Origin of the sequence: Bradyrhizobium sp. Bra64, from assembly GCF_024519875.1 — a bacterium.
In the GTDB taxonomy this organism is placed as follows: Bacteria; Pseudomonadota; Alphaproteobacteria; order Rhizobiales; family Xanthobacteraceae; genus Bradyrhizobium; species Bradyrhizobium japonicum_G.
Genome location: NZ_JALJRD010000002.1, coordinates 224,624 through 249,530, shown reverse-complemented (window position 1 = coordinate 249,530; position 24,907 = coordinate 224,624). Strand labels below are relative to the sequence as shown.

21 protein-coding genes and 1 riboswitch are annotated in these 24,907 nt (G+C 65.9%); of the genes, 11 read left to right on the top strand and 10 right to left on the bottom strand.

Features of this window, described 5'->3' with window-relative positions; translation table 11 throughout:
• Positions 1-6: 6 nt before the first annotated feature.
• Positions 7-579, bottom strand: a complete 573-nt coding sequence (locus NR187_RS08780; protein WP_211383079.1) for a histidine phosphatase family protein — start codon at positions 577-579, stop codon at positions 7-9.
• A 72-nt stretch (positions 580-651) separates the two neighbouring features.
• Positions 652-854: riboswitch (cobalamin riboswitch) on the top strand.
• A gap of 114 nt (positions 855-968) precedes the next feature.
• Between NR187_RS08780 and NR187_RS08775 the strand changes: the two genes are divergently transcribed.
• Positions 969-3,338, top strand: coding sequence for a TonB-dependent receptor (locus NR187_RS08775; RefSeq protein WP_256806278.1), 2,370 nt, complete (start codon positions 969-971; stop codon positions 3,336-3,338).
• A 12-nt stretch (positions 3,339-3,350) separates the two neighbouring features.
• The gene (locus NR187_RS08770; protein WP_256806277.1) at positions 3,351-4,784 is read left to right on the top strand and encodes a PepSY domain-containing protein; all 1,434 of its coding nucleotides are present in this window, start codon (positions 3,351-3,353) and stop codon (positions 4,782-4,784) included.
• A 1-nt stretch (position 4,785) separates the two neighbouring features.
• On the opposite strand, the gene NR187_RS08765 is transcribed toward NR187_RS08770, so the two are convergent.
• Positions 4,786-6,159 carry an amidase gene (locus NR187_RS08765; protein ID WP_256806275.1) on the bottom strand — a complete coding sequence of 458 codons (1,374 nt, stop codon included), beginning with the start codon at positions 6,157-6,159 and terminating at the stop codon, positions 4,786-4,788.
• Entirely contained in the window at positions 6,134-7,336 is a 1,203-nt protein-coding gene (locus tag NR187_RS08760; RefSeq protein ID WP_256806274.1) for an MFS transporter, read from the bottom strand. Before NR187_RS08760 ends, NR187_RS08765 begins: the two co-directional genes overlap by 26 nt.
• A gap of 26 nt (positions 7,337-7,362) precedes the next feature.
• Between NR187_RS08760 and NR187_RS08755 the strand changes: the two genes are divergently transcribed.
• Positions 7,363-7,698 carry a hydroxyisourate hydrolase gene (locus NR187_RS08755; protein WP_211383084.1) on the top strand — a complete coding sequence of 112 codons (336 nt, stop codon included), beginning with the start codon at positions 7,363-7,365 and terminating at the stop codon, positions 7,696-7,698.
• Here NR187_RS08755 and NR187_RS08750 read toward each other — a convergent pair whose 3' ends face one another.
• The 6 genes from NR187_RS08750 to NR187_RS08725 form a co-directional block, all read right to left on the bottom strand.
• Positions 7,699-8,514: an ABC transporter permease gene (locus tag NR187_RS08750; RefSeq protein WP_256806272.1), complete on the bottom strand. Its 816-nt coding sequence runs from the start codon at positions 8,512-8,514 to the stop codon at positions 7,699-7,701.
• A complete protein-coding gene (locus tag NR187_RS08745) occupies positions 8,514-9,377 on the bottom strand; it encodes an ABC transporter permease (protein WP_256806271.1) in 864 nt (287 codons plus the stop codon). Before NR187_RS08745 ends, NR187_RS08750 begins: the two co-directional genes overlap by 1 nt.
• Positions 9,378-9,381: 4 nt before the next feature.
• On the bottom strand, positions 9,382-10,428 hold the full coding sequence (locus NR187_RS08740) for an ABC transporter substrate-binding protein (RefSeq protein WP_211383087.1): 1,047 nt from the start codon (positions 10,426-10,428) through the stop codon (positions 9,382-9,384).
• A gap of 30 nt (positions 10,429-10,458) precedes the next feature.
• Positions 10,459-11,553 carry an ABC transporter ATP-binding protein gene (locus tag NR187_RS08735; protein WP_211383088.1) on the bottom strand — a complete coding sequence of 365 codons (1,095 nt, stop codon included), beginning with the start codon at positions 11,551-11,553 and terminating at the stop codon, positions 10,459-10,461.
• A gap of 107 nt (positions 11,554-11,660) precedes the next feature.
• A complete protein-coding gene (locus NR187_RS08730) occupies positions 11,661-12,413 on the bottom strand; it encodes an aspartate/glutamate racemase family protein (RefSeq protein WP_211383089.1) in 753 nt (250 codons plus the stop codon).
• The gene (locus tag NR187_RS08725) at positions 12,410-13,126 is read right to left on the bottom strand and encodes a GntR family transcriptional regulator (RefSeq protein ID WP_211383090.1); all 717 of its coding nucleotides are present in this window, start codon (positions 13,124-13,126) and stop codon (positions 12,410-12,412) included. Before NR187_RS08725 ends, NR187_RS08730 begins: the two co-directional genes overlap by 4 nt.
• A gap of 200 nt (positions 13,127-13,326) precedes the next feature.
• Here NR187_RS08725 and NR187_RS08720 point away from each other — a divergent pair, with 200 nt between their 5' ends.
• The 7 genes from NR187_RS08720 to NR187_RS08690 all read left to right on the top strand — a co-directional run bounded on the left by NR187_RS08720 (position 13,327) and on the right by NR187_RS08690 (position 22,706).
• Complete coding sequence (locus NR187_RS08720; protein ID WP_211383091.1) at positions 13,327-14,067, top strand: aspartate/glutamate racemase family protein; 741 nt, start codon at positions 13,327-13,329, stop codon at positions 14,065-14,067.
• Positions 14,068-14,093: 26 nt separating this feature from the next.
• Positions 14,094-15,503: a dihydropyrimidinase gene (gene hydA, locus NR187_RS08715; RefSeq protein WP_211383543.1), complete on the top strand. Its 1,410-nt coding sequence runs from the start codon at positions 14,094-14,096 to the stop codon at positions 15,501-15,503.
• A gap of 556 nt (positions 15,504-16,059) precedes the next feature.
• Complete coding sequence (locus NR187_RS08710) at positions 16,060-18,069, top strand: hydantoinase/oxoprolinase family protein (protein WP_256806269.1); 2,010 nt, start codon at positions 16,060-16,062, stop codon at positions 18,067-18,069.
• Entirely contained in the window at positions 18,066-19,646 is a 1,581-nt protein-coding gene (locus NR187_RS08705) for a hydantoinase B/oxoprolinase family protein (RefSeq protein ID WP_256806267.1), read from the top strand. Before NR187_RS08710 ends, NR187_RS08705 begins: the two co-directional genes overlap by 4 nt.
• A gap of 10 nt (positions 19,647-19,656) precedes the next feature.
• The gene (locus tag NR187_RS08700) at positions 19,657-20,952 is read left to right on the top strand and encodes an aminotransferase class III-fold pyridoxal phosphate-dependent enzyme (RefSeq protein WP_256806266.1); all 1,296 of its coding nucleotides are present in this window, start codon (positions 19,657-19,659) and stop codon (positions 20,950-20,952) included.
• A 147-nt stretch (positions 20,953-21,099) separates the two neighbouring features.
• Entirely contained in the window at positions 21,100-22,032 is a 933-nt protein-coding gene (locus NR187_RS08695) for an N-carbamoyl-D-amino-acid hydrolase (RefSeq protein ID WP_211383095.1), read from the top strand.
• Positions 22,033-22,037: 5 nt separating this feature from the next.
• The gene (locus NR187_RS08690) at positions 22,038-22,706 is read left to right on the top strand and encodes a flavin reductase family protein (RefSeq protein WP_211383096.1); all 669 of its coding nucleotides are present in this window, start codon (positions 22,038-22,040) and stop codon (positions 22,704-22,706) included.
• Here NR187_RS08690 and NR187_RS08685 read toward each other — a convergent pair.
• The gene (locus tag NR187_RS08685; protein ID WP_211383097.1) at positions 22,703-23,365 is read right to left on the bottom strand and encodes an aspartate/glutamate racemase family protein; all 663 of its coding nucleotides are present in this window, start codon (positions 23,363-23,365) and stop codon (positions 22,703-22,705) included. The two genes, NR187_RS08690 and NR187_RS08685, sit on opposite strands and share 4 nt — an antisense overlap.
• 56 nt (positions 23,366-23,421) lie before the next feature.
• On the opposite strand from NR187_RS08685, the gene hydA (NR187_RS08680) reads away from it, so the two are divergent.
• The gene (hydA, locus tag NR187_RS08680) at positions 23,422-24,891 is read left to right on the top strand and encodes a dihydropyrimidinase (RefSeq protein WP_256806265.1); all 1,470 of its coding nucleotides are present in this window, start codon (positions 23,422-23,424) and stop codon (positions 24,889-24,891) included.
• Positions 24,892-24,907 lie beyond the last annotated feature (16 nt).

Below are 24,907 nucleotides of genomic sequence, written 5' to 3'. Positions count from 1 at the left end.
TCCGGCTCAAACCATTCGCTGATTGACGGACACGACGCGCCAGCCGGTTGCGAGCCGGTCGATCCGGGTCAGCGACAGCGGATCGATCACGAAGCGCAGGGCCGCTTGTGGCGCGAGATCCAGCGCGACGCACAGCGCCGCGCGGATCGTGCCGGAATGCACGACAAGCGTCGCGGCCCCGGTTCCGATCCCCGACAGTCCCGTCCGGACACGCGCGACCTGATCCTCGAAGCTTTCGCCGCCGGGCGGCCGTTCGCAAGCCGGATCGCTCCAGAACCGCGCATAGGTCTCGCCGCCGGCCGCTGCGAGATCGTCGTGCCGCCGGCCGGTCCAGTCGCCAAAGTCCTGCTCACCGAATTGGGCCATCTGCACCGGTTCGAGTCCCAGTGCGCGCGCCGTCTCAACCGTGCGGCGCGCCGGGCTGGCATAGCCCGCGCCGTCGCGTGGCAGTCTCTGTCGCAGCGCCTCCAACTGTGCGCGATCGCCAAGATCGGCCGGCGCGTCGGCGGCATGGATCGTCCCGGGAATGCCGTCGACGCGCGCATGCCGTATCAGCCAGAGGAAGGTCTCGCCTTCCATGCTTATCTCCAAGGAAGTTGGTCGCTGTGGCAATAACGCCGCAACTGGCACATTGACTCTGTCTGGATCGTAATCCTAGATGCTCGCGACGGTTTCCCCGAGAGGGGATGAAAAGGGAATGCGGTGCGGGGAATTTGTCCCCAATGCCGTGGCTGCCCCCGCAACTGTAAGCGGCGAATCTTGCGTCACGAGCCACTGGGTATCTCGGTCCCGGGAAGGCGACGGAAGGTAATGACCCGCGAGCCAGGAGACCTGCCGTCAGCCGTGGTCACACGCGAAGATGTCGGTCGGGGAGTACAGACATTCGGCTTCATCGGAAGGCTGACAGGCCCAGGGTGAGACCTCGTTCGCTGTGACGTGCCACTGACGTCACACCGAGGTCCAAAGCCGTGTCTTCCATCCGTATTGTACGACCGCGCCGCTTCCTGCTCGCTTCCGCTGCTCTCACATCGCTCGCAGCCGCCGACCTGCCCGCTGTCGTCGCGCAGCAGGCCCGCGAACCCCTGCCGCCGGTTGAGGTGTCGCCGGCCCAATCCCGCAGGCAGGCGAGGCCAGCCGGTCGCGAGGGGCAAACCGCACGCCGCGCCTCATCGCGCAGGTCCGCTGGCACAGCGGCAGAGCCAAAGCCCACGGTGCCGGGTGCGGCAGCGCCGGAACAAACGCCGACACCGCTCAACAGCAACGCGGTGGCGGAGAGCGCCTCGCGGCTCGGCCTGACCGTGCGGGAGACCCCCGCCACCGTCGAGGTGATCTCAGCCGAGACCATGCGCGATCAGGGCTACCGCACCGTCTCCGACGTGGCGCAAGGCGCCGTCGGAGTCACCGCCGGCGACAATCCGGCCGAACCCTCGGCCTTCTCGATGCGCGGCTTCACCAACAGCCAGATCAACACGCTCTACAACGGCATCAAGATCGGCCCGCAGAACATGACCTCGCGGATCATGGACACCGCCAATCTCGAAGCTGTGGAAATCCTCAAGGGCCCGGCCTCGCTGATCTCGGGCGAGGGCGCCGCTGGCGGCGCGATCAACTTCGTCAACAAGCAGCCGCACACGGGGCCGATCCGCAGCGAAGCCGATTTCTCCTGGGACTCGCTGAACTCGTTCCGCGCCCATTACGGGTCCGGCGGCAGCACCAATGTGCAGGGGCTGGACTATCGCTTCGACATCAGCCGCTCCTCGCTCAACGGCTTTGCCGACGATACCAACACCAGGACCCTCGACGTCTCCGGTCAGCTCAACTACCGCATCTCCGACAGCCTCAAGGTCTGGGGCGCGATCGAGTACCGGGAAGACCGCTCCAAGGCTTATTGGGGCGCGCCATTGGTGCCGGTGGCCTTCAGCGGCTCGCACGCGACGGCAGGCATCGTCTCGGGCACTTATGTCTCGAGCTTCAACCCGTCGAATCTCGGGTCGATCACGATCGACGACCGCACCTTCAACACCAACTACAACGTCCTCGATAATCGCAACGTGGCGCAGGAGGTCTGGCTGCGTGGTGGCTTCGAGTTGAAGCTTGCCCCCGACCTGACGTTGAAGAGCCAGGCCTATGCCTACGGCGCCGAGCGCTCCTGGTTCAACAACGAGGTCGAGGCGTTCAACACCGCGACGAACACGGTTGATCGCAGCCGCTTCTATGTGGCGCACAGCCAGCGTCTGGTCGGCAACATCACCGACCTGACCTGGGATGCGAACATCGCAGGCTTCGACAATCGTCTCGTCACGACGCTGTCGTCGAGCTATCTCGACTTCGTCAGGCCGGGTGCCGCCAACTTTCCCGGTGATTCCGTTGATCTCGTTGATCCCAACCGCGGCTTCTACGGCCTGCTGACGACCAAGCAGCAGACCGCGCGTATCGACAACGAGGCGCTGTCGTTCGAGGATCGGCTGAAGCTCACGCGCAGCTTCGCGCTGGTTGGTGGTCTCCGTGTGGAGCATATCGGGCTCGATCGCAACTCGACCGACGTCAACGGTCTGGAGAACGCGAATTTTCCGTTCTCGAAATCCTGGGCGCCGGTCACCGGCCGCATCGGCTACACCTGGGAGGCCGTTCCGGGCCTGACCTTCTTCAGCCAGTACGCCACCGGCGCCGACATCTCCGCCAACAATATTTTCCTGCTTGGGCCCACCCAGCCGCTCGACCTGACGACTGCGCGTACCTATGAGACCGGGGTCAAGCACCTGTTCTGGGACAACCGGGCGGAGTGGTCGTTCTCCGCTTACGACATCCAGCGCAAGAACGTCTACGCCGCCGCCGGCGGCATGGCGCTCAACATCGCCGGGCGGCAGGAGTCGAAGGGCATGGAACTTGCCGCTTCGGTGCGCCCGATCGAGCCGCTGCGGCTCTGGGGTAATATCGCCTATGTCGATGCCCGCTACGCCGACTACAATTTCGTCGGTGGCTCGTTCTCCGGCAACACGCCGCCGAACGTGCCGCGCATCGTTGCCAATGCCGGCGCATCGTACCGGTTCTTCACGCCTTGGCCGGTGGAGGTCGGCATCACCGGCCGCTACGTCGGCGACCGCTACAATACCGACGCCAACACCGTGACCATGAATGCCTACACCGTCGGCGATGTCTACGCCTTCGTCGATATCCCCAGGACGGTCTTCAATGCGGTTGACCAGGCTCGCCTGACTTTCCGGGTGCGCAACTTCACCGACAAGCGCTACGCGATCTGGGGCGACCCGTTTTATCCCGATCAGATCCTGTTGGGTGCGCCGCGCACCTACGAGCTCTCGGCCGCGTTCAAATGGTGAGGCGCTGACCGGATGATGAGCGCGATCGTCCTGCTGCATCGCTGGCTCGGGGTCGCGTTCTGTCTCCTGTTCGCGATGTGGTTCGCGAGCGGAATCGTGATGCACTTCGTTCCGTTTCCGTCGCTGGCGGAAACGGAACGCTTTGCCGGACTCGTGCCGCTGGATCGCGCGCAGGTGAGGATCTCGGTCGCCGATGCCGTGACCGCGACCGGAATTGCCGATGCCAGCCGCGTTCGCCTGGTCCAGCGCAGCGACGGGCCGGTCTATATCGTCTCAGGACCATCGCGCACAGGCGCAGTCCACGCCTCCGACGGAGCCGGCGCGTCTGTCGCCTCGTCCGATATTGCGCTGGCCATCGCGCAAGACCACGCCCGCCGGCGCGGGCTCGACGCCGCGCGGGCGATGATCCTCGCCCACGCGGATTATGACCAATGGAGCGTGCCGAACGGCTTTGACCGCCATCGGCCCTTGTTTCGCATTGCCCTGGGCGATGCCGCGGGAACGGAGGTCTATGTCTCGTCGCTGACCGGCGAGATCGTCCTGGATACGACGCGGAAGGAACGAGGCTGGAATCTCGTCGGCAGCGTGCTGCACTGGATCTATCCGACGGCTTTGAGGAGCAACTGGCCGCTGTGGGATCGCGTGGTCTGGACCTTGTCGCTGCTGGCCTTGAGTGCGGCGGTGCTCGGCGCGGTGCTCGGGATCGCGCGGGTGAAATTGCGCAGGTACAAGGTGTCGTCGCCTTATCGTGGCTGGCACGCGCTCCATCATCTCATGGGCCTTGCGGCAATGACGTTCGTCCTGACCTGGATCTTCAGCGGTTGGCTCTCCATGGATCACGGGAGGCTGTTCTCGCGCGGGCAGTTGACCGCAGCCGAAGCCGGCGCGATGAATGCCCGGCCGGACTGGACGGCGGCCTCATCGTTCGGTCAGCAGCCGCTATCGCCGTCGGCCCGCGAAATCGAATGGTTCGTCTTCAACGGCAATGTCTATCGGCGGGATCGGATCGACCTTGATGGTCAGACATTGATCGAGGCGGAAGAGGCGCCCCGCGCGGGGCCTGCGGGATTTCTGGATGTGCACGAGGTCCAGAGGCTGACCGCGCGCCTTGCGGCCGGCTGCGGCGCACCCTCCGTCCTTGCTGATAACGACGACTACCCCGCCCAGTCCATCGTTCCCGGCGCGCCCGTCTACCGCTCCCGCTGCGGTGATCTCTGGTTCGACATCGACGGCGCCGACGGCAGCCTGTTGCAACGGCTGGACGCCTCCCGGCGGGCCTATCGCTGGTTCTACAGCGCGCTGCACACGCTCGATTTCCCTGTCCTCATGGCGCATCCGCGTCTGCGCGACGTCCTGATCGTCGGGCTTTGTGCACTCGGCCTGGTGTTCTCCGTCACCGGCATCGTGATCGGCTGGCGGCGTTTGCGGGCGACTTTCGTGACGTGAATTACACCCGCAGCAGCGCCTCGATATGTCGTGCGGCGCACAGCAATGTGCGGTCCTGTCCGCGCCGGGCGATGATCTGGAGGCCGAAAGGAAGTCCGGCCTTATCACGCCCGCAGGGGATCGAGATCGCCGGCAGCCGGGCGTGATTGACGAAGGGCGTGAATACGGCGTGCCCGCGGGGGCTCGCCGGGCGACCGCCGATCATGTCGGGTCCGAGCTGGGTGAACGGCCAGGCGACGCAGGGCACCGTCGGGGCCAGCAGCAGGTCGGTTTCGGTGAAGAAAGTCGCAAAAGCATGGGCGATCGACGTGCTGGCGACCAGCGCCCGGGCGACATCGCTGCCTGACCAGGCGAGACCGCGTTCGACCTGTTTGGCGATATCAGGATCGAAAGCGGCCGGATCCTTGCGAAAGGCATCGCCGTAGAGAGCGGAAAGGCCCGCGTGCTGAAGCGGCATGATTGCGTCTTCCGTCGCATCCGGCGGCCAGACGGGATCGCGTCGTGCGAGAGGTAAACCTGCGGCGGCGAGACGCGCAATCGCGGAGGCGAGGCCATTTGCGACGACATCGTCGACTGCGACGTCGAGCCCGAGACGCGGCGAGAACGCGATGCGCAGGCTGGAGATGTCCCTGGCATCTTGCGCGATGCTCGCCGAGTCCGGATCGCGCGGATCGTCGCCGGCCAAGGTTTCGAACGCCAGGGCGATATCGCCGACATCAATGGCGATCGGCGCAATGACGGACAGGCCGAAGAATGGCTCGGCGAAACCGGGCCCATAGGGGATCGCGCCGAAGGACGGCTTGAAGCCGGCGACGCCGACATGGGCCGGAGGCCTGCGGCTGGAGCCGCCGGCATCGGTGCCGATCGCGAGTGGCACAAGGCCGGCTGCGACGGCTGCGGCGGGTCCGCCCGAAGAGCCGCCCGGCGTCAGCGCGGGATTTTGCGGATGCCGCGTTGGCCCGAACAGCGGCGACGTCGTGACGCCCTTGCTGGCGAACTCGGATGTCGCTCCTATGCCGACAACGACCGCGCCGGCGCGACGCAGCCGCTCGATCGCGATGGCATCGCGTGGCGCGACAAAATCGGCAAACAGACGCGAGCCTTGCGTTACACGCCAGCCGCCGACCCAGATGTTGTCCTTGACGATGACGGGGACACCGGCGAGAGGCATCATCCCGCCGGCGCGCAGGCGATCGTCGACCGCGGCGGCATCGGCGAGTGTGCGGGCGGGATCGGTTGTGACGACCGCGTTCAACGCCTTGCCGGCCTCGATCCGGGCGAGCGCGGCCCTGGCTGTCTCGACGGCGCTCGTCCGCCCGGCCGTAACGTCGGCTGCGATCTCCCGCGCGCTATCTGCCGGCTTTGTCTTTGTCATGGTCCCCCCAGATCAGCGCCAATGTGCCGCACAGCGCAAGACAGGCCAAGGCGACAAAGGCCGCGCCGAGGCTGGCTGCACCATCGAGGATCGATACCAGCGCCGGCGCGGCCAGCAGGCCCAAATAGGAGGCGGTCAGCACCGCGCCCGTGGTCTCGCCGATCCGGTTCTGCGGCGCGAGGCGCGCGATCTCGGCGATGAAGACACCGTTCCACCCCGAGGCCGTCAGGCCGAACAATGCGGCGAACGCAAACTGACCGGGGCGGCCGAGCGATGCGCCGTCGAGGCCAAGCAGCGCGGCGCAGATGGCCATGCCGAGGCCAATGACGATGAGCACCATGCGCGAAGCGTCGAGGCGCATCGCGACATAGCCCCAACCGAGCCGGCCGACCAGGCCGCCGGCCTGCGCGCAGGCAAGCGCCATCCCGGCCTCGATGTGGCTGAGGCCAAGCTCGCGGGTGCCGAGCGTGACGAAGATGGTGTTGAGCGACACCTGCATCGCGCTGAACGGCATCGAGGCCAGCGCCAGCATCGCGATCCGCCGGTCCGCGGTCACCAGCGCCAGCCGGGCGCGCAGATCGAGCTTCGGCGGCGGCGCGATCTTGCCGGCGTAGGCCGGCCGCAGCCATTCGAACAGGGCGATCGCCAGAAGAGCGCAGGCACCGACGGCCGCATAGCACCAGGCGGGGCCAAACGAGATGGCGAGTGCGGGCAGCGCGAGCGAGCCGAAGACCGCGCCAATCTGGTTGCCGGTCTGGCGCACCGAGAACACGAAGGCGCGCCGCTCGGCGGTGACGAGCCGCGCCAGCAACGCCGCGCTCGCGGGCGTCTCGGGCCCCATGGCAAGACCGAGGCAGAGGCCTGCTGCAAGCAGCGCGGCGGTCGATCCGAGCGACGCCAGCGCCATGCTGGCGACGATGGCCACCGCGCACAGGCTCGCGATCCGGAGCGAGCCGAGCCGCGCGATGAAGCCGCCGCCCCAGAACGAGGCGGGGATGCCGACGGCGAACACCGCGCATGAGAACATCGAGAGCTGCCAGACCTCGATATGGGCGCGCGGCGCCACCACGCCCGGCGCAAACAAGGCCAGCGCCACCAGCGCCTGAAGCCAGGTCATTGCTCCGAGCGCCGGCAGCAAAGCGGACGCTGGCCGAGCGGCCAGGTTTGCGTCTACCATGGCGCTGCGCTCACGGGAGGAACATTGTGGCAGGCGGCATTTCCATTCACGCGGTCGATGTGGCGAGCGGACGTCCCGCGCAGGGGCTGCGCGTCGAGATATGGCGGATCGATCCGGACTCCTCGCGCGTCGCCGACGGGCGGCTCGGCGCAAATGGTGTACTCGATCATCCCATTGTCCAGGGCGCTGGTGTGACGGCAGGCGAGTACGAGGTCCTGTTTCATCTCGGAGAGTTCTTTGGCGACGGCGACGGTTTTCTCACGGTGACGCCGTTCCGCTTCCGCATCAAGCACGTCGACGAGCATTTTCATCTGCCGCTGAAATTCACGCGCTGGGGCTATTCGCTGTTCCGCGGCGCCTGATCAGTTGGTCAGCCGCCGCGACAGTCCCGTGACGCGCTCCATGACCGCGACCATCGCGACCGTCGCGATGATCAGCACGCTCGAAAGTGCTGCGATGGTGACGTCGAGCTTGCCTTCGAGGTCCTGCCACATCCGGATCGGCAGCATGTCGGTTGCGGCATCGCGCAGGAACAGCGAGACCGGCACGTTGTCGAACGACGACATGAAGGCGATGAAGGCCCCGGCAATGATGCCGGGCCGGATCAGCGGCAGCACGATGCGGCGGAACGTGTAGAGCCGGCTCGCGCCCAGCACCGCCGAGCTTTCGAGCAGGGTCGGTTCGAGCTGGGCCAGCGCCGCAACGGTGTTGCGCACGACATAGGGGACGCAGACCACGGTGTGGCCGATCACCAGCGTCAGCGGCGACACCGGCAGGCCGACCAGCGAGAACAACATCAGCGCGGCGAGACCGAAAGCCAGCGCCGGAAGTACCAGCGGCGACATGAAGAGGGAATCGAGCAGCCGCGCCGACAGCGTCCGCGATCGCGAGATCGCAAGTGCCGCCGCAACGCCGAGCACGACGGACAGGCCCGTTGCCCAAAGCGCGACGATCAGGCTGTTCTTCGCCGCGAAGTGGAGCTGCCAGGCATCCCAGAGCTCGGCGTACCAGCGCAACGAATAACCCGGCGGCGGGAACCGCAGCGAGAAGCCACTGGTGAAGGAGACGATCAGGACCACCAGCGACGGTGCAATGATGATGATCAACGCGATGATCGCGATGACGGTCATGACGAATTCGAAACTGATCGCTTCCAGGGTGCGCTTGCGCCCACTCATCACGCGCCTCCATAGCCGCGCGACATGCGGCCGAGCGTGGTGAAGACGGATACGACCGCGAGCACGGCGAGCAGGAAGATGATCGAGATCGCGGACGCGAACGGCCAGTTCTGCAGTGTGGACGCCTGCTGATAAAGATACATCGGCATGAACAGCATCTGCCCTCCGCCGATCAGCGACTGGGTGATGAAGGCGGTGATCGCGGCGGCATAGGTCAGCGTGCAGCCGGCGATCACGCCGGGCAGCGACAGCGGCAGCACGACCCTGAAGAAGGTCCGCCAGCTCCCGGCGCCGAGCGAGCAGGAGGCGTCGTCGAGATTGGGGTCGATCCGGCCGAGCGCGGTGATCAGGGGCAGTGTCATCAGCGGCATCTGCACCTGAGCCAGCGCGATCACCACGCCGAACTGGGTATAGAGCAGTTTCAGCGGCGTATCGATGATTCCGAGCGACTGCAGCGTCGCATTGATGATGCCCTGGCGCCCCAGGATCACGATCCAGGCGAAGGTGCGCACCACGACGCTGGTCAGGAGCGGCAGCAGCACGATCAGGATGATGATGGTCTGCAGCCGCGGCCCGACCCGCTGGTAGAGCCAGGCGATGGGAAAGCCGAGCACGAGGCAGACGGCCGTCACCTCGGCCCCCAGCAGCAGCGTCGAGCCGAGCACCCCTAAACTGAAAGGATCGGTGAGGAAGTGCAGGTACTGGCCGAGCCCCCAATGGAGCGCGGCCGTGTCGTTGTGCAGCGAGAGCCAGAGCAGCTGCAGCAGCGGCGCCACGAAGAAGACCAGGAAGAACAGCGCCAGCGGCGCTGCCAATCCCATCCCGTAGGACGTCACGTCCCGTGATGCCGGTGCTGTGCCCATGGCGCTAGATCTTGATCTCGCGGTTGAAACGCTCGATCCAGGCCGAGCGCTGCTCGTTGATCTTTTTCCAGTCCTGGAACACGAACTTTTGCTTCAGCTCGGCGGTATCCTTGGCCAGCACGCGCGCGATCTCGCCGCCCATCTTGACCTTCGAGTTGGTCGGCACGATCAGATAAGGCGGGTTCATCAGCGTGGTCTGCACCTCCGGCGTCAGCGACGCTTCGATCAGCTTGAACGCGAGTTCGCGGTTGGGCGAGTTCTTGACGATGTGGATCGTGGTCTTGAAGGCGATGGCACCTTCCTTCGGCGCCACGAACTCGACCGGCACGCCGCGCGCTTTCAGGATCTGGATCGCGTTGAAATTGCCGGGCGAGATGTCGATCTGGCCCTGCTGGAACAGGGTCGCGAGCGCGCCGGGATTGGCGGCCACGGCGGCGAGATTGGGCTTCAACTCCTCCAGCGCCTTGAAGCCCGGATCGACATTGGCCTCGGAGCCGCCGCGCATCTTGGCGATCTCGACCAGCCAGCCGGTGCCGAGCGTCGAGTTCAGATTGGTGATGCCGACGCGGCCCTTGAACTCGGATTTCCACAGATCGGCCCAGGAGGTCGGCGGCGTCTTGATCGTTTCGGGATTGTAGGTGAGGCCGACGACCTGGAAGAACGGGGCGGGGCCCATCGGCTCCTGCGCCTCGGCGATCAGGTCCTTGTAATAGGCGCTCTTCTCGACCGGGTACGGCTCGACCAGATCCTGGCCGATCGCGACAAGCGCCGGACCGGGATCGTGCAGCATGACGTCGATCGGCGGATTGGCCTTGGCCGCATTGACCTTGGCGATCTGGTCGACCGACAGCATCGGATCGAGCACGACCGCCGCGTCGGCGCTGGCTTTGCGGAACGCCGGCACCAGCACGGCCTTGTGCGCTTCCTCCCAGCTTCCGGTGAAGGTTGCAAACACCAGTGGGCGGGCCTGGGCGTAGCTCAGCCCGGGAAACGCCTTCATGGCGCCGAGGGTGAGTGCGGTCGTCATCAGGCTTCGGCGGTTCATGATCATGTTCGAACTCCCTTTGGACAAAGACTGGATCTAAAGCGTTGCAGGAAAGGCGTTGGCGAGCGACGGGGCGAGCGGTGCGAGGCGCACCGCGGCGCCGCTCTCCAGCGCGCGCGTCTCGCCGATACGCGCCTGGGAAACTTTGACGCCGGAGCCGTCGGCGGTGGTGACCTCGTGGACGACGGTGGCCCCTAGCGGCAGCGACATGCCGACCACGCCGGCAAAGCCGGTCTCGTCGCCGACGAATTGCAGATGCTCGGGCCGGATACAGACGGTGACGCGGCCGCCTTCGGTCAGGGCGCCGCCCGCTGGCCGCGCGATGATCTCCGCGCCGGCGTCGAGGCGCACCTTTGCAGCGGTTCGGTCTGCCGATACCACAACGCCGGGCATCCGGTTGCTGGCGCCGACAAAGGTGTTCACAAACAGCGTCTGCGGACGATCATAGACGTCCGATGGCGACCCGAACTGCTCGAGCTTGCCATGACTGAGCACGGCGACGCGGTCGGCCATCGACAACGCCTCTTCCTGGTCGTGCGTCACGATCAACGTCGTGATCCCGGAGACGCGCTGCAACCGCTTGACCTCGATCTGCATGTCGAGCCGCAGGTTCTTGTCGAGCGCGGCAAAGGGCTCGTCGAGCAGCAGGATCGACGGCTTGATCGCGAGCGCGCGGGCGAGTGCGACACGCTGCTGCTGGCCACCGGAAAGCTGCCGCGGCAGCCGCTCCGACATTGTCGGCAATTGCACCAGTTCGAGCAGGCGCTGGGCCTCGCGCTGGCGCGTCGCCTTATCGACACCGCGGGCGGCGAGGCCGTAGCCGACGTTCTCGCTGATCGAGAGATGTGGAAACAGTGCGTAGTTCTGGAACACGATGCCGACGGCGCGGCGGTTCGGCGGCAGTGCGTCGACGATGTCGTCGCCGATGATGATCCGCCCCTGGCTCTGCGCGATGAAGCCGGCGATGATCCGCAGCAGGGTGGTCTTGCCGCAGCCGGAGGGGCCGAGTAGCGCAATGATCTCGCCGCCCTTGATGTCGAGATTGATGTTCTCGACGGCAAGCGCGCCGCTCGGATAGCGGTGGGTCACCGCGTCGACGACGAGCGAACGGCCGCCTTGCGTTTCAGCCATGGTGTTGCCTCCCGTTCTCCTCGGAGAGAAAGCAAGTCTCGTGCCCTGGTCTGCCGCCAGCCGTGCAACTGAAAACCGATCGTACCGCTCGCATCGTCAGACCCTTCTCACTGGTTGTCGCGATGCTCGAGCCGGGCGGCGAGCACCTCGGCCAGGCCAATGGTCGGTTTGGCAGCAGGCCTTCGGAACGTCCCCGCGGTGGCCTTGCGCAGGCGCAGCGCAACCAGCGCCTCGGCCTGCTTCACTGAGGCCGCCACTTGATCAACCACAGGGACGGGGACCCGGTGGGCGACGCGCTCGGCGAGACCCGAAAGCGGGGCGCCCGCGAAGATCAGAACGTCGGCCTCGTCCTCGACGATCGCACGTTGCGCGAGCTCGACGAGCACATCCTCCTTTTCGGTGCCGACCTCGGAGATCGCTTGGAACGGCGTATCGAGCATGCGGATACCGGCGCAGCGCTCCCACAGCCCGTGGGCGCGGACGCATTCCTCGTACCAGGGCCCAAGGGCCTGTGCGAAAGTGACGATGGCAAAGCGGCGCCCGGCCATGCACGCCGTCAGCATCGCCGCTTCTGCCATGCCGACCACGGGAATGTCGAAGGTCTCGCGTGCGGCGAACAGGCCTGGGTCACCAAAGGCTGCGATAATCGCAGCGTCGACGTTCCGCTGCTGCTCGGCCAGCATCTCCAGCGCGATCGCGCCGCCGATCTGGGCCTCGGTGCGAGTCGAGATATAGGGCACACCGCGCGTCGCGGTGCAGGGGATCAGCTCGGTGCCGGGGGACGCCGCGCGCTGTCCGACGCCCGTCATCAGCCGGGTGACCTCGGTGCTGGTGTTCGGGTTGAGCAGCAGAAGCTTCATGATTGCGACGCCGTCCGCCTGGGTTGGGATTTGGCGAGGACTTCGAGCAGCGCCGTGCCGGTGCGTGCGACATGAGCGCCGAGCAGGCGGCCGGCCGCCTCGCCGTCGCGCGCCTCGAGCGCGGCAAGAATACCGGCGTGCTCGTCGACGGAATTGCTCCAGCGGCGGTCGGCACCGAGTGCGAGGTAGCGCGCGCGCTCGGCGCGGGAGATCAGCGTCTCATGCGCCTCGCGTAGCGGCGTGTTGCGGGCCATACGGACGATGGTGTTGTGGATCTCGCCATTGATGGCGAAGTAGTCGTCGAGCTTGCCGTTACGGTGATGACCCTCCATCCGGGTCTGAAGCGTGCGCAAGCGGGCAAGATCGCGCTCGGTGGCGCGCTCCGCGGCGAGCTCTGCGGCAAGTCGCTCGATGCCGGCCAGCGCCTCGAACAATTCCGAGATCCCGCCGACCGCGATATCGGCGATGCGCGGGCTGCGGTTGGGACGGAGCTCGATCAATCCTTCGGCGGCGAGCACCTTTATCGCTTCGCGCAAGGGGGTGCGCGACACGCCGAGCGACTTCGACAGCTTGGTCTCCTGGGTCTGCGATCCCGGCGGCAACTCGCCGCGAATGATCATCGTCCGCATCCGCGTGGCGGCACGCTCGTGCAAGCCCATCCGCTTGAGTTTGGGCGACTTTCGTCCCGGGTTTGGTTCGGATTTCTGCTGCACGCCGGACTTCCTGCCTGCGCATGATCCTATCCACTCCCAGCCAAATACGATGCCCAAATTGGCGACGTATGTGGCTCAAAACAAATGCATATCGAACAAATTGTATGCAGCATGCAGATTGCGGCTTGCGTAGCGCGATGCCGGCAAGGATGATCTTTCGAGGGGGCAATCGCGCCCCCGCAATGGAGCGTCCGTGATCGATGTCAGTCCTGCGCAAGCGTCTCGGCATGATCACGCCGTCTTCCAATTCGGTGCTGGAGCCGGTCACCAGCGCCATGCTTCACGGCGTCGACGGCGTTACCGCACATTTCTCCCGTTTCCGCGTCACCGAGATCGCGCTCGACGCGGCAGCGCTGAGTCAGTTCGATGCATCGGTGATGCTGCCCGCCGCTGACCTTCTCGCCGATGCCAGGGTCGACGCCATCGCCTGGAACGGTACGTCGGCGAGCTGGCTCGGCATCGGTCGCGACAGGAGCCTTTGCGAGGCGATCACGGCGCGCACCGGCGTGCCGGCGACAACCTCGACGCTCGCCTGCATCGACGCCGCCCGCGCGGTTCGAGCCGAACGCGTCGCGCTCGTCTCGCCCTATACGGATGACGTGCAGCGGCGCATCGCCGACGTCTGGGCACGCGAGGGTATCGCGCCACACGTCGAGCGACACCTCGGCCTGCGCGACAATTTCTCGTTCGGCGAGGTCGCGCCCGCGACGATCGCGGACATGATCCGTGCGGTGGCGGCGGAGGGTGCCGACGCCGTCGTCATCCTCTGCACCAATCTGGACGGCGCAGCGCTTGCGGCCTCGCTCGAGCAGGAGCTGAATATCGTTGTGCTCGACTCCGTTGCAGTCACGCTGTGGCGAAGCCTCGGCCTCGCCGGTGGCGACATCGCGGCCCTTGCGCCGTGGGGACGGATATTCCAGACAATGCCGATCATCAAATGACGGAGACGCACGTGCTTCAAGGTCAAGTGACGCAGCTCGATCTCGCCATTCGCGGCGGCACCATCGTAACGGCCAGCGACGAGTTTCGCGCCGATATCGGCATCCGCGACGGCCAGATCGTTGCCATCGCCGACAGCATCGAGGGCGCGGCGCGCGAGATCGACGCGACGGGCCTGCTGGCGCTGCCGGGCGGGATCGACAGCCACGTCCACATCTCGCAAGCCTCAGGCCCCGACGTGGTGATGGCCGACGATTTTGCCTCGGCGACGCGCGCGGCGGCAGCCGGCGGCAACACCATGGTGCTGCCCTTCGCGCTCCAGGAGAAGGGCACCTCGCTGCGGACCTGCGTCGAGAACTACCGCAAGCTTGCCGAGGGCGAGTGCTATATCGACACCGCGTTCCACCTCATCATCTCCGATCCGACCGCGGTCGTGCTCGGGCAGGAGCTGCCGGCTCTCGTCAAGGACGGCTACACCTCGTTCAAGGTTTTCATGACCTATGACGACCTCGTGCTCAGCGACAAGCAGTTGCTGGAGGTGTTCGACGTCGCGCGCCGCGAGGAGGCGCTGGTCATGGTCCATTGCGAGGGCTATGACGCCATCCGTTTCCTCACCGCCAAGCTCGAACGCGAAGGCCATATCGCGCCCTATTATCACGGCACCTCGCGCCCCCAGGCCGTCGAGCGCGAGGCGACGCATCGGGCCATCAGCCATGCCGAGGTGATCGGCGTCCCCATCATGATCGTACACGTCTCCGGGCGAGAGGCCATGGAGCAGGTGCGCTGGGCCCAGCAGCGCGGATTGCCGGTCCATGCGGAGACCTGCCCGCAATACATCACGCTCACGGCCGACGACATGAAGGGCCTGAACATGGACATCACGGGCGCGAAGTATGTCTGCTCGCCGCCGCCGCGCGATGCCGAGAGCCAGCAGGCGATCTGGGAAGGCATCACATCAGGCGTTTTCCAGACCTTTTCGTCCGACCATTGTCCGTTCCGCTACGACGATCCCAAGGGCAAGCTGACGCCGAATTCCCGCACCTCGTTTCGCTGGGTGCCGAACGGCATTCCCGGTGTCGAGACGCGGCTGCCGATCCTGTTCTCGGAAGGCGTCTCGAAGGGACGGATCAGCTTGCAGAAATTCGTCGAGCTGACCGCGACCAACCATGCGCGCATCTACGGCCTTTATCCGCGCAAGGGCTCGATCGGCGTCGGCTTCGATGCGGATATCGTGCTGTGGGATCCCAGGCTGACCAGGCCGATCCGGCAGGTCGACCTGCATCACGGCGCGGACTATACGCCCTGGGAAGGGTTTGACGTCACCGGCTGGCCCGTCACCACCATCGCGCGCGGGCGCGTCGTGTACGAGCAGGGCAAAATCGTGGGCGACAAAGGGGCGGGCCGGGTGCTCAGCCGCGGCAAGTCCAGCCTGGTGTGATGCGCCACGAAGGTGCGCGGCCACTGCTCGCGACAATCGCAGCCGGCATTGGCGGCAACGCACCATGCGACCCTCCACGTCGCATCTTATTGTTCGTACAATAAAGAGAGGCTGAGCCGACCGTCGTGCATAGCTCATAGGCATTCGGATGGTCCGCAGCGCCGGTTGATCGCCTGCAAATTAGACAGTCGATCTCGGGCACTCGGATTGCAACGCAGCAGGCTCGCGAGTTTCGTGCAGAAAAACCCGTGGTGCGCTGCACTTTTCTCGCGTGGGACGGTTAGCGTTTGCCTGCTCTTTGCGCGAGCAGCACTGCACCAAAATGGGCAGCTGATGCCGCGGCGCGACGGCGTCGGTCACGCGCTGGAGTGGCGGATTGCGACAACTCCGGCCCTTTCCCGAGCCCGTGGCTCTGTCGCACCCTCGCAGACAGTGGCATGAGAAGGGATGCAAGATGAGCGCTCCCGGTTTGGCATTGGACTCGGCATTGAACTTGGCGACGGACGGGAAGGACCCGGCGTCCGGTTCGGACGTCATCCGTGACTGACCCTTGGACATGAGCACTGACGAAAATCGCTGGGAAGTCGGCACCGATATCGGTGGCACCTTCACCGACATCATCGCGATCCGGCGCGATACCGCTGAGGCGCGGATTGCGAAAGTGCCGTCGCGCCCGCAGGCGCCGGTCCAGGCGATGCTGGAAGCGATCGAAGCGGTGGGGCTGCGCAAGAGCGAGGTCAAGCGCTTCGTCCACGGCACCACGCGCGTGACCAACGCGATCGTCGAGGGCCGGCTGCCGAAGGTGGCGCTGGTCGCGACCGAAGGATTTGCCGACGTGCTGGAGATCGCGCGCTATCGCCGCCGCGATCTCTATCGTCTCGACGTGCCGCCGAAATCGCCGCCGCTGGTGCCGCCTGAACGATGTTTTGGGCTTGTCGAGCGTCTCGATCACGAGGGCGGGGTGCTGAAGGCGCTGGATGAAACGGAAATCCGGCGTCTGGTGGCCTGGCTGAAGCAGACCGGCGTCCAGAGTGTCGCGGTCGCTCTGCTTCACGCCTATGCCAATCCCATCCACGAAAAAATCCTCGGCGAACGCCTCAAGGACGTCGTTGCCCACGTCTCGCTGTCGCACGAGGTCAATCCCGAGGCGCGCGAATACGAGCGCACGTCGGCAACCGTGTTCAATGCGGCTGCGATGCCGATCGCTGTCGAATATCTCAGCGAGCTCGAGCAGCGCCTGCCGATCGGGCCTGGCCTGCAGGTGTTTCATTCGGCCGGCGCCATGATCCCGATCTCCGCCGTGAAGCGGCGGCCGCTGGTGATGGCGATGTCCGGCCCGGCGGCCGGCGTCTCGGCCTCCGTCAGCATCGCGCGCCAGCTCGGCACGTCGCGCATGCTGACTTTCGACATGGGCGGCACGACGACGGACGTGTGCCTGATCGTCGACGGCCAGGCCGAAATGACCGACGGCCGCATGCTCGGCGACAAGCCGTTGCGCCAGCCGATGCTCGCGGTTCATTCCATCGGGGCGGGTGGCGGCTCGATCGTGCGCAATGGTCCGGGTGGCCTGACGGTCGGGCCGGAAAGCGCCGGCTCCGAGCCGGGACCGGCCTGCTACGGCCGCGGCGGCACCGAACCTACGATCACCGACGCCAATGCCGTGCTCGGCTACCTCAATCCCGAGACGAAGCTCGGCGACCGGATCGGGATCGATATCAAGGCTGCTGCTGACGTCATTGATCCCATTGCGCGCGCATTGGGACTGAGACTGACCGAAACCGCGCTCGGCATCGTCAAGGTCGCGAACGCGACAATGGCCCGCGCGCTCCGCCGCGTCACCGTCGAGCGCGGAATCGACGGGCGCGACTGCATGCTGCTCGCCTTCGGCGGCGGCGGTCCGATGCACGCTGCGGGTCTTGCCGATCTCTACGGGATTGCAGAGGTCGTCGTGCCGAGCGCCTCGAGTGCGTTCTCGGCGCTGGGTTGTCTCACCGCCGACTTCAGCTTCCTCCAGCAGCAGACACTCCGCGCGGCGCTGGACGGCATCGATCTCGCCCGCGCGTCGGAGCGCATCGACACGCTGATCGAAGATGCCTCGGCGCCGCTGATCGCCAATGGCATCGCCAAGGCTGAAATCCAGATCGAGCTGGTGGCCTTGATGCGCTACGCGGCGCAGAATGACGCCATTCCGGTGTCGTTCGCCTTACCGCTGGATGTGGCCAGGCTGAAGAAGGACTTCCTGGCGCGGCATCACGAGCTCTTCGGCTATGCGACGAGCGAGAGTTGCGTCATCGAATCTGTGCGGGTGCAAGCGCGCCGCCCGTCCACGACCGTGGTGAGCCGGCCGGCGACCGCCGTCAGGGCGGTGTCCAGCGGTCGCCGCGTTTGCTCGTTCGAAGGCTTCCACGACATCGCAACAGCCATCATCGACCGCGCCTCGTTGACCGACATCGTCGGCGGTCCGGCCATCATCGAAGACGCGTGGTCGACGGTGGTGGTGCCGCCGGGTTGGCAGGCGAGGCCGGACGTTTCAGGCAATCTGTTCCTGACGCGGAGGGCGGCATGAAGCTCGATCCTTTCGTCGTCGAGGTCATCCGCCACGGTCTTTCCGCCGCGGCCGAGGAGATGAGCCTGGTGATGACGCGGTCGGCGCGCTCGCCGCTGCTGCGCGAGGCCGGCGACCTGTCGTCGGCGATCACGGACGGCCGCGGCGATCTGGTCGGGCAGGGCCGCGACATCCCGATCCATCTCGGCGCGATGGCCTATACGGTTCCCGAATTGCTGAAAGTGGTGCCGCGCGATAGCCTGAACGACGGTGACGCGCTGATATACAATGTCGGCGCGCTCGGCGGCAATCATCTCAACGACGTCAAGGTCGTGCGGCCCGTCTTCGTCGACAGCGAGATCGTGGCGTTTGCGATCAGCCTTGCGCACTGGCCCGATATCGGCGGCACCTGGCCCGGCAGCTATTTCGCAAGGGCCATCGACACCTTCCAGGAAGCGATGCGGATTCCGCCGGTGCTGATCGCAACTTCCGCCGGCGTCAACACACCGATCGTGCAGTTGCTCAAGGCAAACGTCCGCGATCCCGAATCCTGCGAGGGCGACCTTCTCGCCCAGATCGCGGCGACCAAGGCCGGCGAGAAGCGTATCGTCGAGCTTTGCCGCGAGCACGGCAAGGCGGTCTTCATGGCGACGCAGTTGCGCCTGCACGATCTCTCCGAAATCGAGATGCGCGAGGCGTTGCGCGACCTGCCGGACGGTGTTTACGAAGGCGAGGACCATCTCGACGACGGCAGCGAGAACAATGCGCCGGCGCGGATCCACGTGAAAATCACCATCGCGGGTGACGAGGCGACCTTCGACCTCTCCGAAAGCTGCGACCGCGTCTCCAATTTCTGCAATACGACGCCGTTCATGGCGCGCTCGGCGGTGGCCTATGCCGCGCGCATCATGAGCGGGCGCGATATGCACCAGAACGCCGGCGCGCTACGGCCACTGACCATCATCACGCGCCCGGGCTCGATCCTGGAGCCGGGCTGGGCCGCGTCCGTCGCCGCCGGCAACCACGAGACCTCCATGCGCATCGTCGATGCGATCTTTCGCGCCATGCAGCACACCATTCCAGAGCGCCTGTCGGCGGGCGGGGCGACCACGGCGGGCGTGCTGTTCTTCGCCGAACCGCGCCAAAACGGCTCGTGGAAGATGCTCTACGAGGTTCACGGCGGCGGCGAGGGCGCGCGGCACGATCGGGCCGGTATCTCGGCAACCCGGGTGCATCTGTCCAACACCTCGAACACGCCGGTCGAAGTCATCGAGGCGAACTACGCCATCCGCCTCGAGCAGCAGGCCATTCGCCGGCATTCCGGCGGCGCCGGCGCGCATCGCGGTGGCGACGGTGTCGTTCGCACCTATCGCATCCTTGCCCCCTCGATGCATCTGACTACCTGCATCGAGCGCATGGTGATTCCTCCGTTCGGCATGCAGGGCGGCGAACCCGGCAAGGCCTGTCGGATCTCGTTGATCAGGCAGGGCGGAAACGTTCCGATCGACGGCAAGTCGAACCTGGTGTTGCAGCAGGGTGATCTCGTCACGGTCGAGACTTGCGGCGGCGGTGGTTACGGCGCCGTGGCCGCGGAATGAAGGTATTGCGATGAGCAGATTGTTGCGAACCGGGCTGAATGCGGGCGACAGCGCACCCATGACTGTGGTCGGCGGCGAGGGCGTGTACTTTCATCTCGCTGACGGCCGCAAGCTCATTGACGGCAGCAACACCGGCGGCGGCCTCGGCCATCGCCATCCCGCGATGGTGGAGGCGATCCGCCGCGCGGCGGATACGCCGATCGTCAACGAAGGCTGGACCTGGGTCGGCCGCGAGCAGGCCGCCGACGACCTGATGGCCACTGCCTTCAACGGCGAACAGGATTGGGTCGGCGCGGTGCGCTTCTGCATCAGCGGCAGCGAGGCCAACGACATGGCGCTGTCGCTCTGCCAGGCTCTCACACAGCGCTCGGCGCTGGCGACACGCGAGCGCGCCTATCACGGTATCACCGGCCTGTCTCGCAGCATGACGGTGCAGCCGCAATGGCATGGCGGGCTCGCGGTGCACTCAGGCGGCTCGAAGCTGCCGGCGCCGATGGCGCCCGTGCGGGTTCTCCCGGCGCCGGATGGCGCGATCTATGGTGGGCCGGCCAACAACGCCCCGCCCAGCGAATATCTGGCAGACGCCACGCGCGTGCTCTCGGACACCGCAGCAACGATCATCGACTACACGCAGGGCGGCATCTATTACGATGGCGCCTATCAGGATGAAGTGGCCCGCTGTGCGCGCCAGGCTGGCTCGTACTGGATCGCCGACGAAGTGGTGACCGGCGCCGGCCGTGCCGGCCGCTGGTTCGCGTTCCAGGGAGCCCAAAGCCGTCCCGACATCGTGACACTCGGAAAATCGCTTGGCGGTGGTGCAGCTGCCGTCGCTGCGGTCGTGGTGTCGAAGGCGATCGTCCAGCGGCTCGAGGGCTCCAGCTGGCAGAATTACGGCACACTGCGCGGCCATCCGATCAGCATGGCTGCTGTCAGCGCCTATCTGAAGGTCGTCTCTGACGAAAACATTCTGGAGCACGTGCAGACGCTCGAAAGGCTTTTTACCCGCCGCCTGCTCGCGATCGCGGAAAAGCATCCGAGCGTGCGGCGTGTGGCGGGGCAGGGGCTGCACTGGACGGTGGAACTGCACGGCCCGGATTGGCGCTCCTGGCGTGCCGACACGAGCGAGGTGCCGATCGCCTCGCGCGTCGCGGAGCGCGCCCTGGAGGCCGGCGCGGTGATCGGAACCAGCGGCGAGCAGACTTCGCTGTTCCTGGCGCCGCCGCTTGTCATCTCCGCGCGCGAGGCCGAACTGCTGCTCGACGCGCTCGACCACGGCCTCGATATTGCCGACAAGGAGCACGGGTGAGCGCGGATCACGCGAGGCACGCACTGCCGCCCCGAAGGGGGCGACTGGCAATGCCCGGCGGGGCTGCGCTAAGCTGCCGGCGCCGGACAATCACTGAAGCCGTGGCTTCCCCCAAGAAATCACCAAGAGATCACCAGGAATTCGCTGATGCGCATCGTTAATGTTGCCGCCGCCCAGATGGGCCCGATCCAGAAGGCCGACAGCCGCGAGGCCGTGGTCAAGCGCATGATTGCGTTGATGGACGAAGCCAAGGCGAAGGGCGCCGACCTGATCGTCTATCCGGAGCTTGCGCTCACGACTTTCTTCCCGCGCTGGTATGCGGAGGACCGGGCTGAATTCGACATCTGGTTCGAGCGCGAGATGCCGAGCGCTGCGACGAAGCCGTTGTTCGAACGAGCCGCGCGCCACCAGATGGCGATGAATTTCGGCTATGCGGAGCTGACGCCGGACGGCCATCATTTCAACACCGCGATCCTGACCGACAAGTCGGGCAATATCGTCGGCAAATATCGCAAGGTCCATCTGCCGGGTCATGTGGAGTACGACACCAAGCGCTCGCACCAGCATCTGGAGAAGCGTTATTTCGAGCCGGGCGACCTCGGCTTCAAAGTCTGGCGCGAACTCGGCGGCATCATCGGCATGGCCATCTGCAACGACCGGCGCTGGCCCGAGACCTACCGTGTGATGGGCCTGCAGGGCGTCGAGATGGTGCTGATCGGTTACAACACGCCGTCCGTCAACGCGGAGAAGAGCGAAGAGGGCGTCGAGAAGCGCCTGTTTCACAACCGCCTGTCGGTACAGGCCGGTGCTTACCAGAACGCGACCTGGGTCGTCGCGGTGGGTAAGGCCGGTGTCGAGGATGGGCACCCGCTGTTCGGCGGCAGTCTGATTGTCGATCCCAACGGCGAGATCGTCGCGGAGGCCAAGACCGAGGACGACGAGGTTCTGGTTCACGCTTGCGACCTCGACGCCACCGCCTTCGGCAAGACCACGATCTTCGATTTCGCCCGGCATCGCCGCATCGAGCATTACGGCCTGATCACCAGCCAGACCGGCGCAGTGCCGCCGCCGGAGAAGTGACACTGATGGCTGGCCATACCGCACCGGGCATATCCTTGCACGAGCTCGATCCGCGCGACCGCTACAAGCTGCTTTGCGGCGTGGTGGTGCCGCGGCCGATCGCGCTGGTGACGACGCTGGACGAGAACGGGGCGGTCAACGCCGCGCCGTTCAGCTTCTTCAATGTCTTCTCGGAGAGCCCGGCGCTGATCGTGCTCGGGCTCCAGCACAAGCCGGATCACAGCCCGAAGGACACGACCCGCAACATCCATCGCGACGGCGAGTTCGTGGTGCACATGGTGGACGAGGCGCTGTCAGCGTCGATGAACGACTGCGCGATCGATTTTCCCTCCGGCGACAGCGAGGTCGTAGCGACGGGGCTGGCCACGCTTCCCTCCGTCGACGTGAAAGTGCCGCGTCTGGCCGCAGCACCGTTCGCGCTGGAATGCCGGCGGCATGTCGTGCTGAATTTTTCGCCCGACCGCGAGCTGCTGGTCGGCGAGGTGCTCAGGGTTCACGCCCGCGAGGGCCTCGTCGATGAAGCCAACATGTATGTCGATCTAGACGCCTACCGGCCGATCGGCCGCATGTTCGGCAATCTCTACACGACGCAGCGGGACACGTTTGCGCTTGTCCGCGAGAGCCATGCGCAATGGCTCGCGCGGCAGGACGCCAAAGAGCTGAAGGACGCCTAGTGAGCCGAGAACTGCACCGTACCCAGCGCCATGGTAACGGCCGCCTGTGTCGGGTCGATCACGGGAATGCCAAGGGCGTCTTCCAGCGGCCGGCGATGGCGTGCCATGCCGGCGCAGCCCATCACGATGGCGCGGGCGCCGTCCTCGTCGCGCAGCGCACGGCCGATGTCGATCATCCTGGCGAGCGTACCTTCGCCCGAGGCGCTTTCCGCAACGCTCATGTTGAGCGGCCGTTCGCCGGCGAGGCGGTCGGTCAGCCCCATCTGCCTGAGGTAGCGCATGTGACGCGGGATCGAGCGCTGCGCAATCGCGATGACGCCAAATGTCTCGGCGCGGGCGAGCGCCGTCAGCACGCCGCACTCGGCGATCCCGAACACGGGCCTATCGGTGCCTTCGCGGCAGACCTGCAGCCCGGGATCGCTGTAGCAGGCGATGACGAAGGCGGCCGAGCTGTTGTCGCCTTCGACCAGCCGGCGCAGCGGCATCGCGACGCCGTCGACATCCGCCTGGCTTTCAATGCCGAACGGACCCTCGGCCAGCGTCTGGCAGACCAGTTCCGGACCGCCCTCAAAACCGAGCGGCTTCAGCGCGTCCTCCAGCCCTTGGGTCACGGCAGGGTTGGAGTTCGGATTGATGACGAGAATGCGCGGCCGGGGCATGACGGTCTTCCTGCAAAATTTCGATTACTTGCCTCGAGCCTATCATGGAGTGCCTCATGACTAAACCCGCTTACGACCTGATCATTCGCGGTGGGCGCGTCGCGACGACGACCGACGTGTTCGAAGCCGACGTCGCCATCTCCGGCGAGACCATCGCGGCGATCGGCCGCGGGCTTCCAGAAGCCAAGCGTGAGATCGACGCCCGTGGCAAGCTGGTGCTGCCCGGCGGCGTCGACAGCCACGCCCATATCGAGCAATTGTCCGCGGCCGGCATCATGAATGCCGACACATTCGAGAGCGCGACCGTCTCTGCCGCTTTCGGCGGCACGACCACGGTGATCCCCTTCGCGGCCCAGCATGTCGGCATGAAGCTGCCGCAAGTGGTCGAGGATTATCACGCGCTGGCCAAGAAGGGCGCGGTGATCGACTACGCCTTCCACATGATCATTGCTGATGCGACCAGGGAGACGGTCGAGGAGCACATTCCGGCGCTAGTGAAGCAGGGTCATGCGTCGATCAAGATTTTCATGACTTACGACCGGCTCAAGGTCGACGACGAGCCGCTGCTCGACATCCTGCTTGCCGCGCGGCAGTCCGGCGCGATGTTGTGCGCCCATGCCGAGAACCACGGCATCATCGCCTGGATGGTGAAACGCCTGCTCGCGCGCGGCTACACGATGCCGAAGTACCATGCCGTCAGCCACGCCCGCGTGTCGGAGGCGGAAGCCTTCACCCGGCTGATCGGCATGGCAGCGCTGATCGACCAGCCCATCATGATCTTCCACGTCTCGACCGCCGAAGGCGCCAAGGTGATCCGCGACTCGCGCGGGCAGGGATTGAAGGTCTTCGCCGAGACCTGTCCGCAATATCTGTTCCTCACCGCAAACGATCTCGACAAGCCCGGCGCGGAGGGCGCCAAGTGGATGTGCAGCCCGCCGCCGCGGACACATTCCGACCAGGAGGCGCTGTGGCAGGCGCTGTCGCTCGGCGATCTCCAGACCATCTCGTCGGATCACGCGCCGTATCGTTTCGACGAGACCGGCAAGCTGCGCGCCGGGCCAAACCCGAACTTCAAGCAGGTCGCCAACGGCCTGCCGGGACTGGAGTTGCGGCTGCCGCTGCTGTTCGATGCCATGGTGTCGAAGGGCCGGCTGGGTCTGGAAAAGTTCGTCGAGCTGACGTCGACGGCGCCGGCCAAGATCTACAATCTGCATCCGCGCAAGGGTTCGATCGCGGTGGGCGCCGATGCCGATATCGCGGTCTGGGATCCCAACCGCGAGGTCGTGATCGCCGACGAGATGATGCACGATCTGGCCGGCTACACGCCGTTCGCAGGCCGCAAGCTGAAGGGCTGGCCGGTGTCGGTACTCTCGCGCGGCCGGGTGATCATCGACGGCAACAAGTGCCTCGCGGATGCCGGCAGCGGCAAGTTCCTCGCGCGCAGCGGCGGCGAGGCGGCCATGCCGACCGGACGGCTCGTCGCCGATATGGATCCCGAGCGGAATTTTGGAGCGAAACTGCTGTGACTGTGGATCGCGCGCG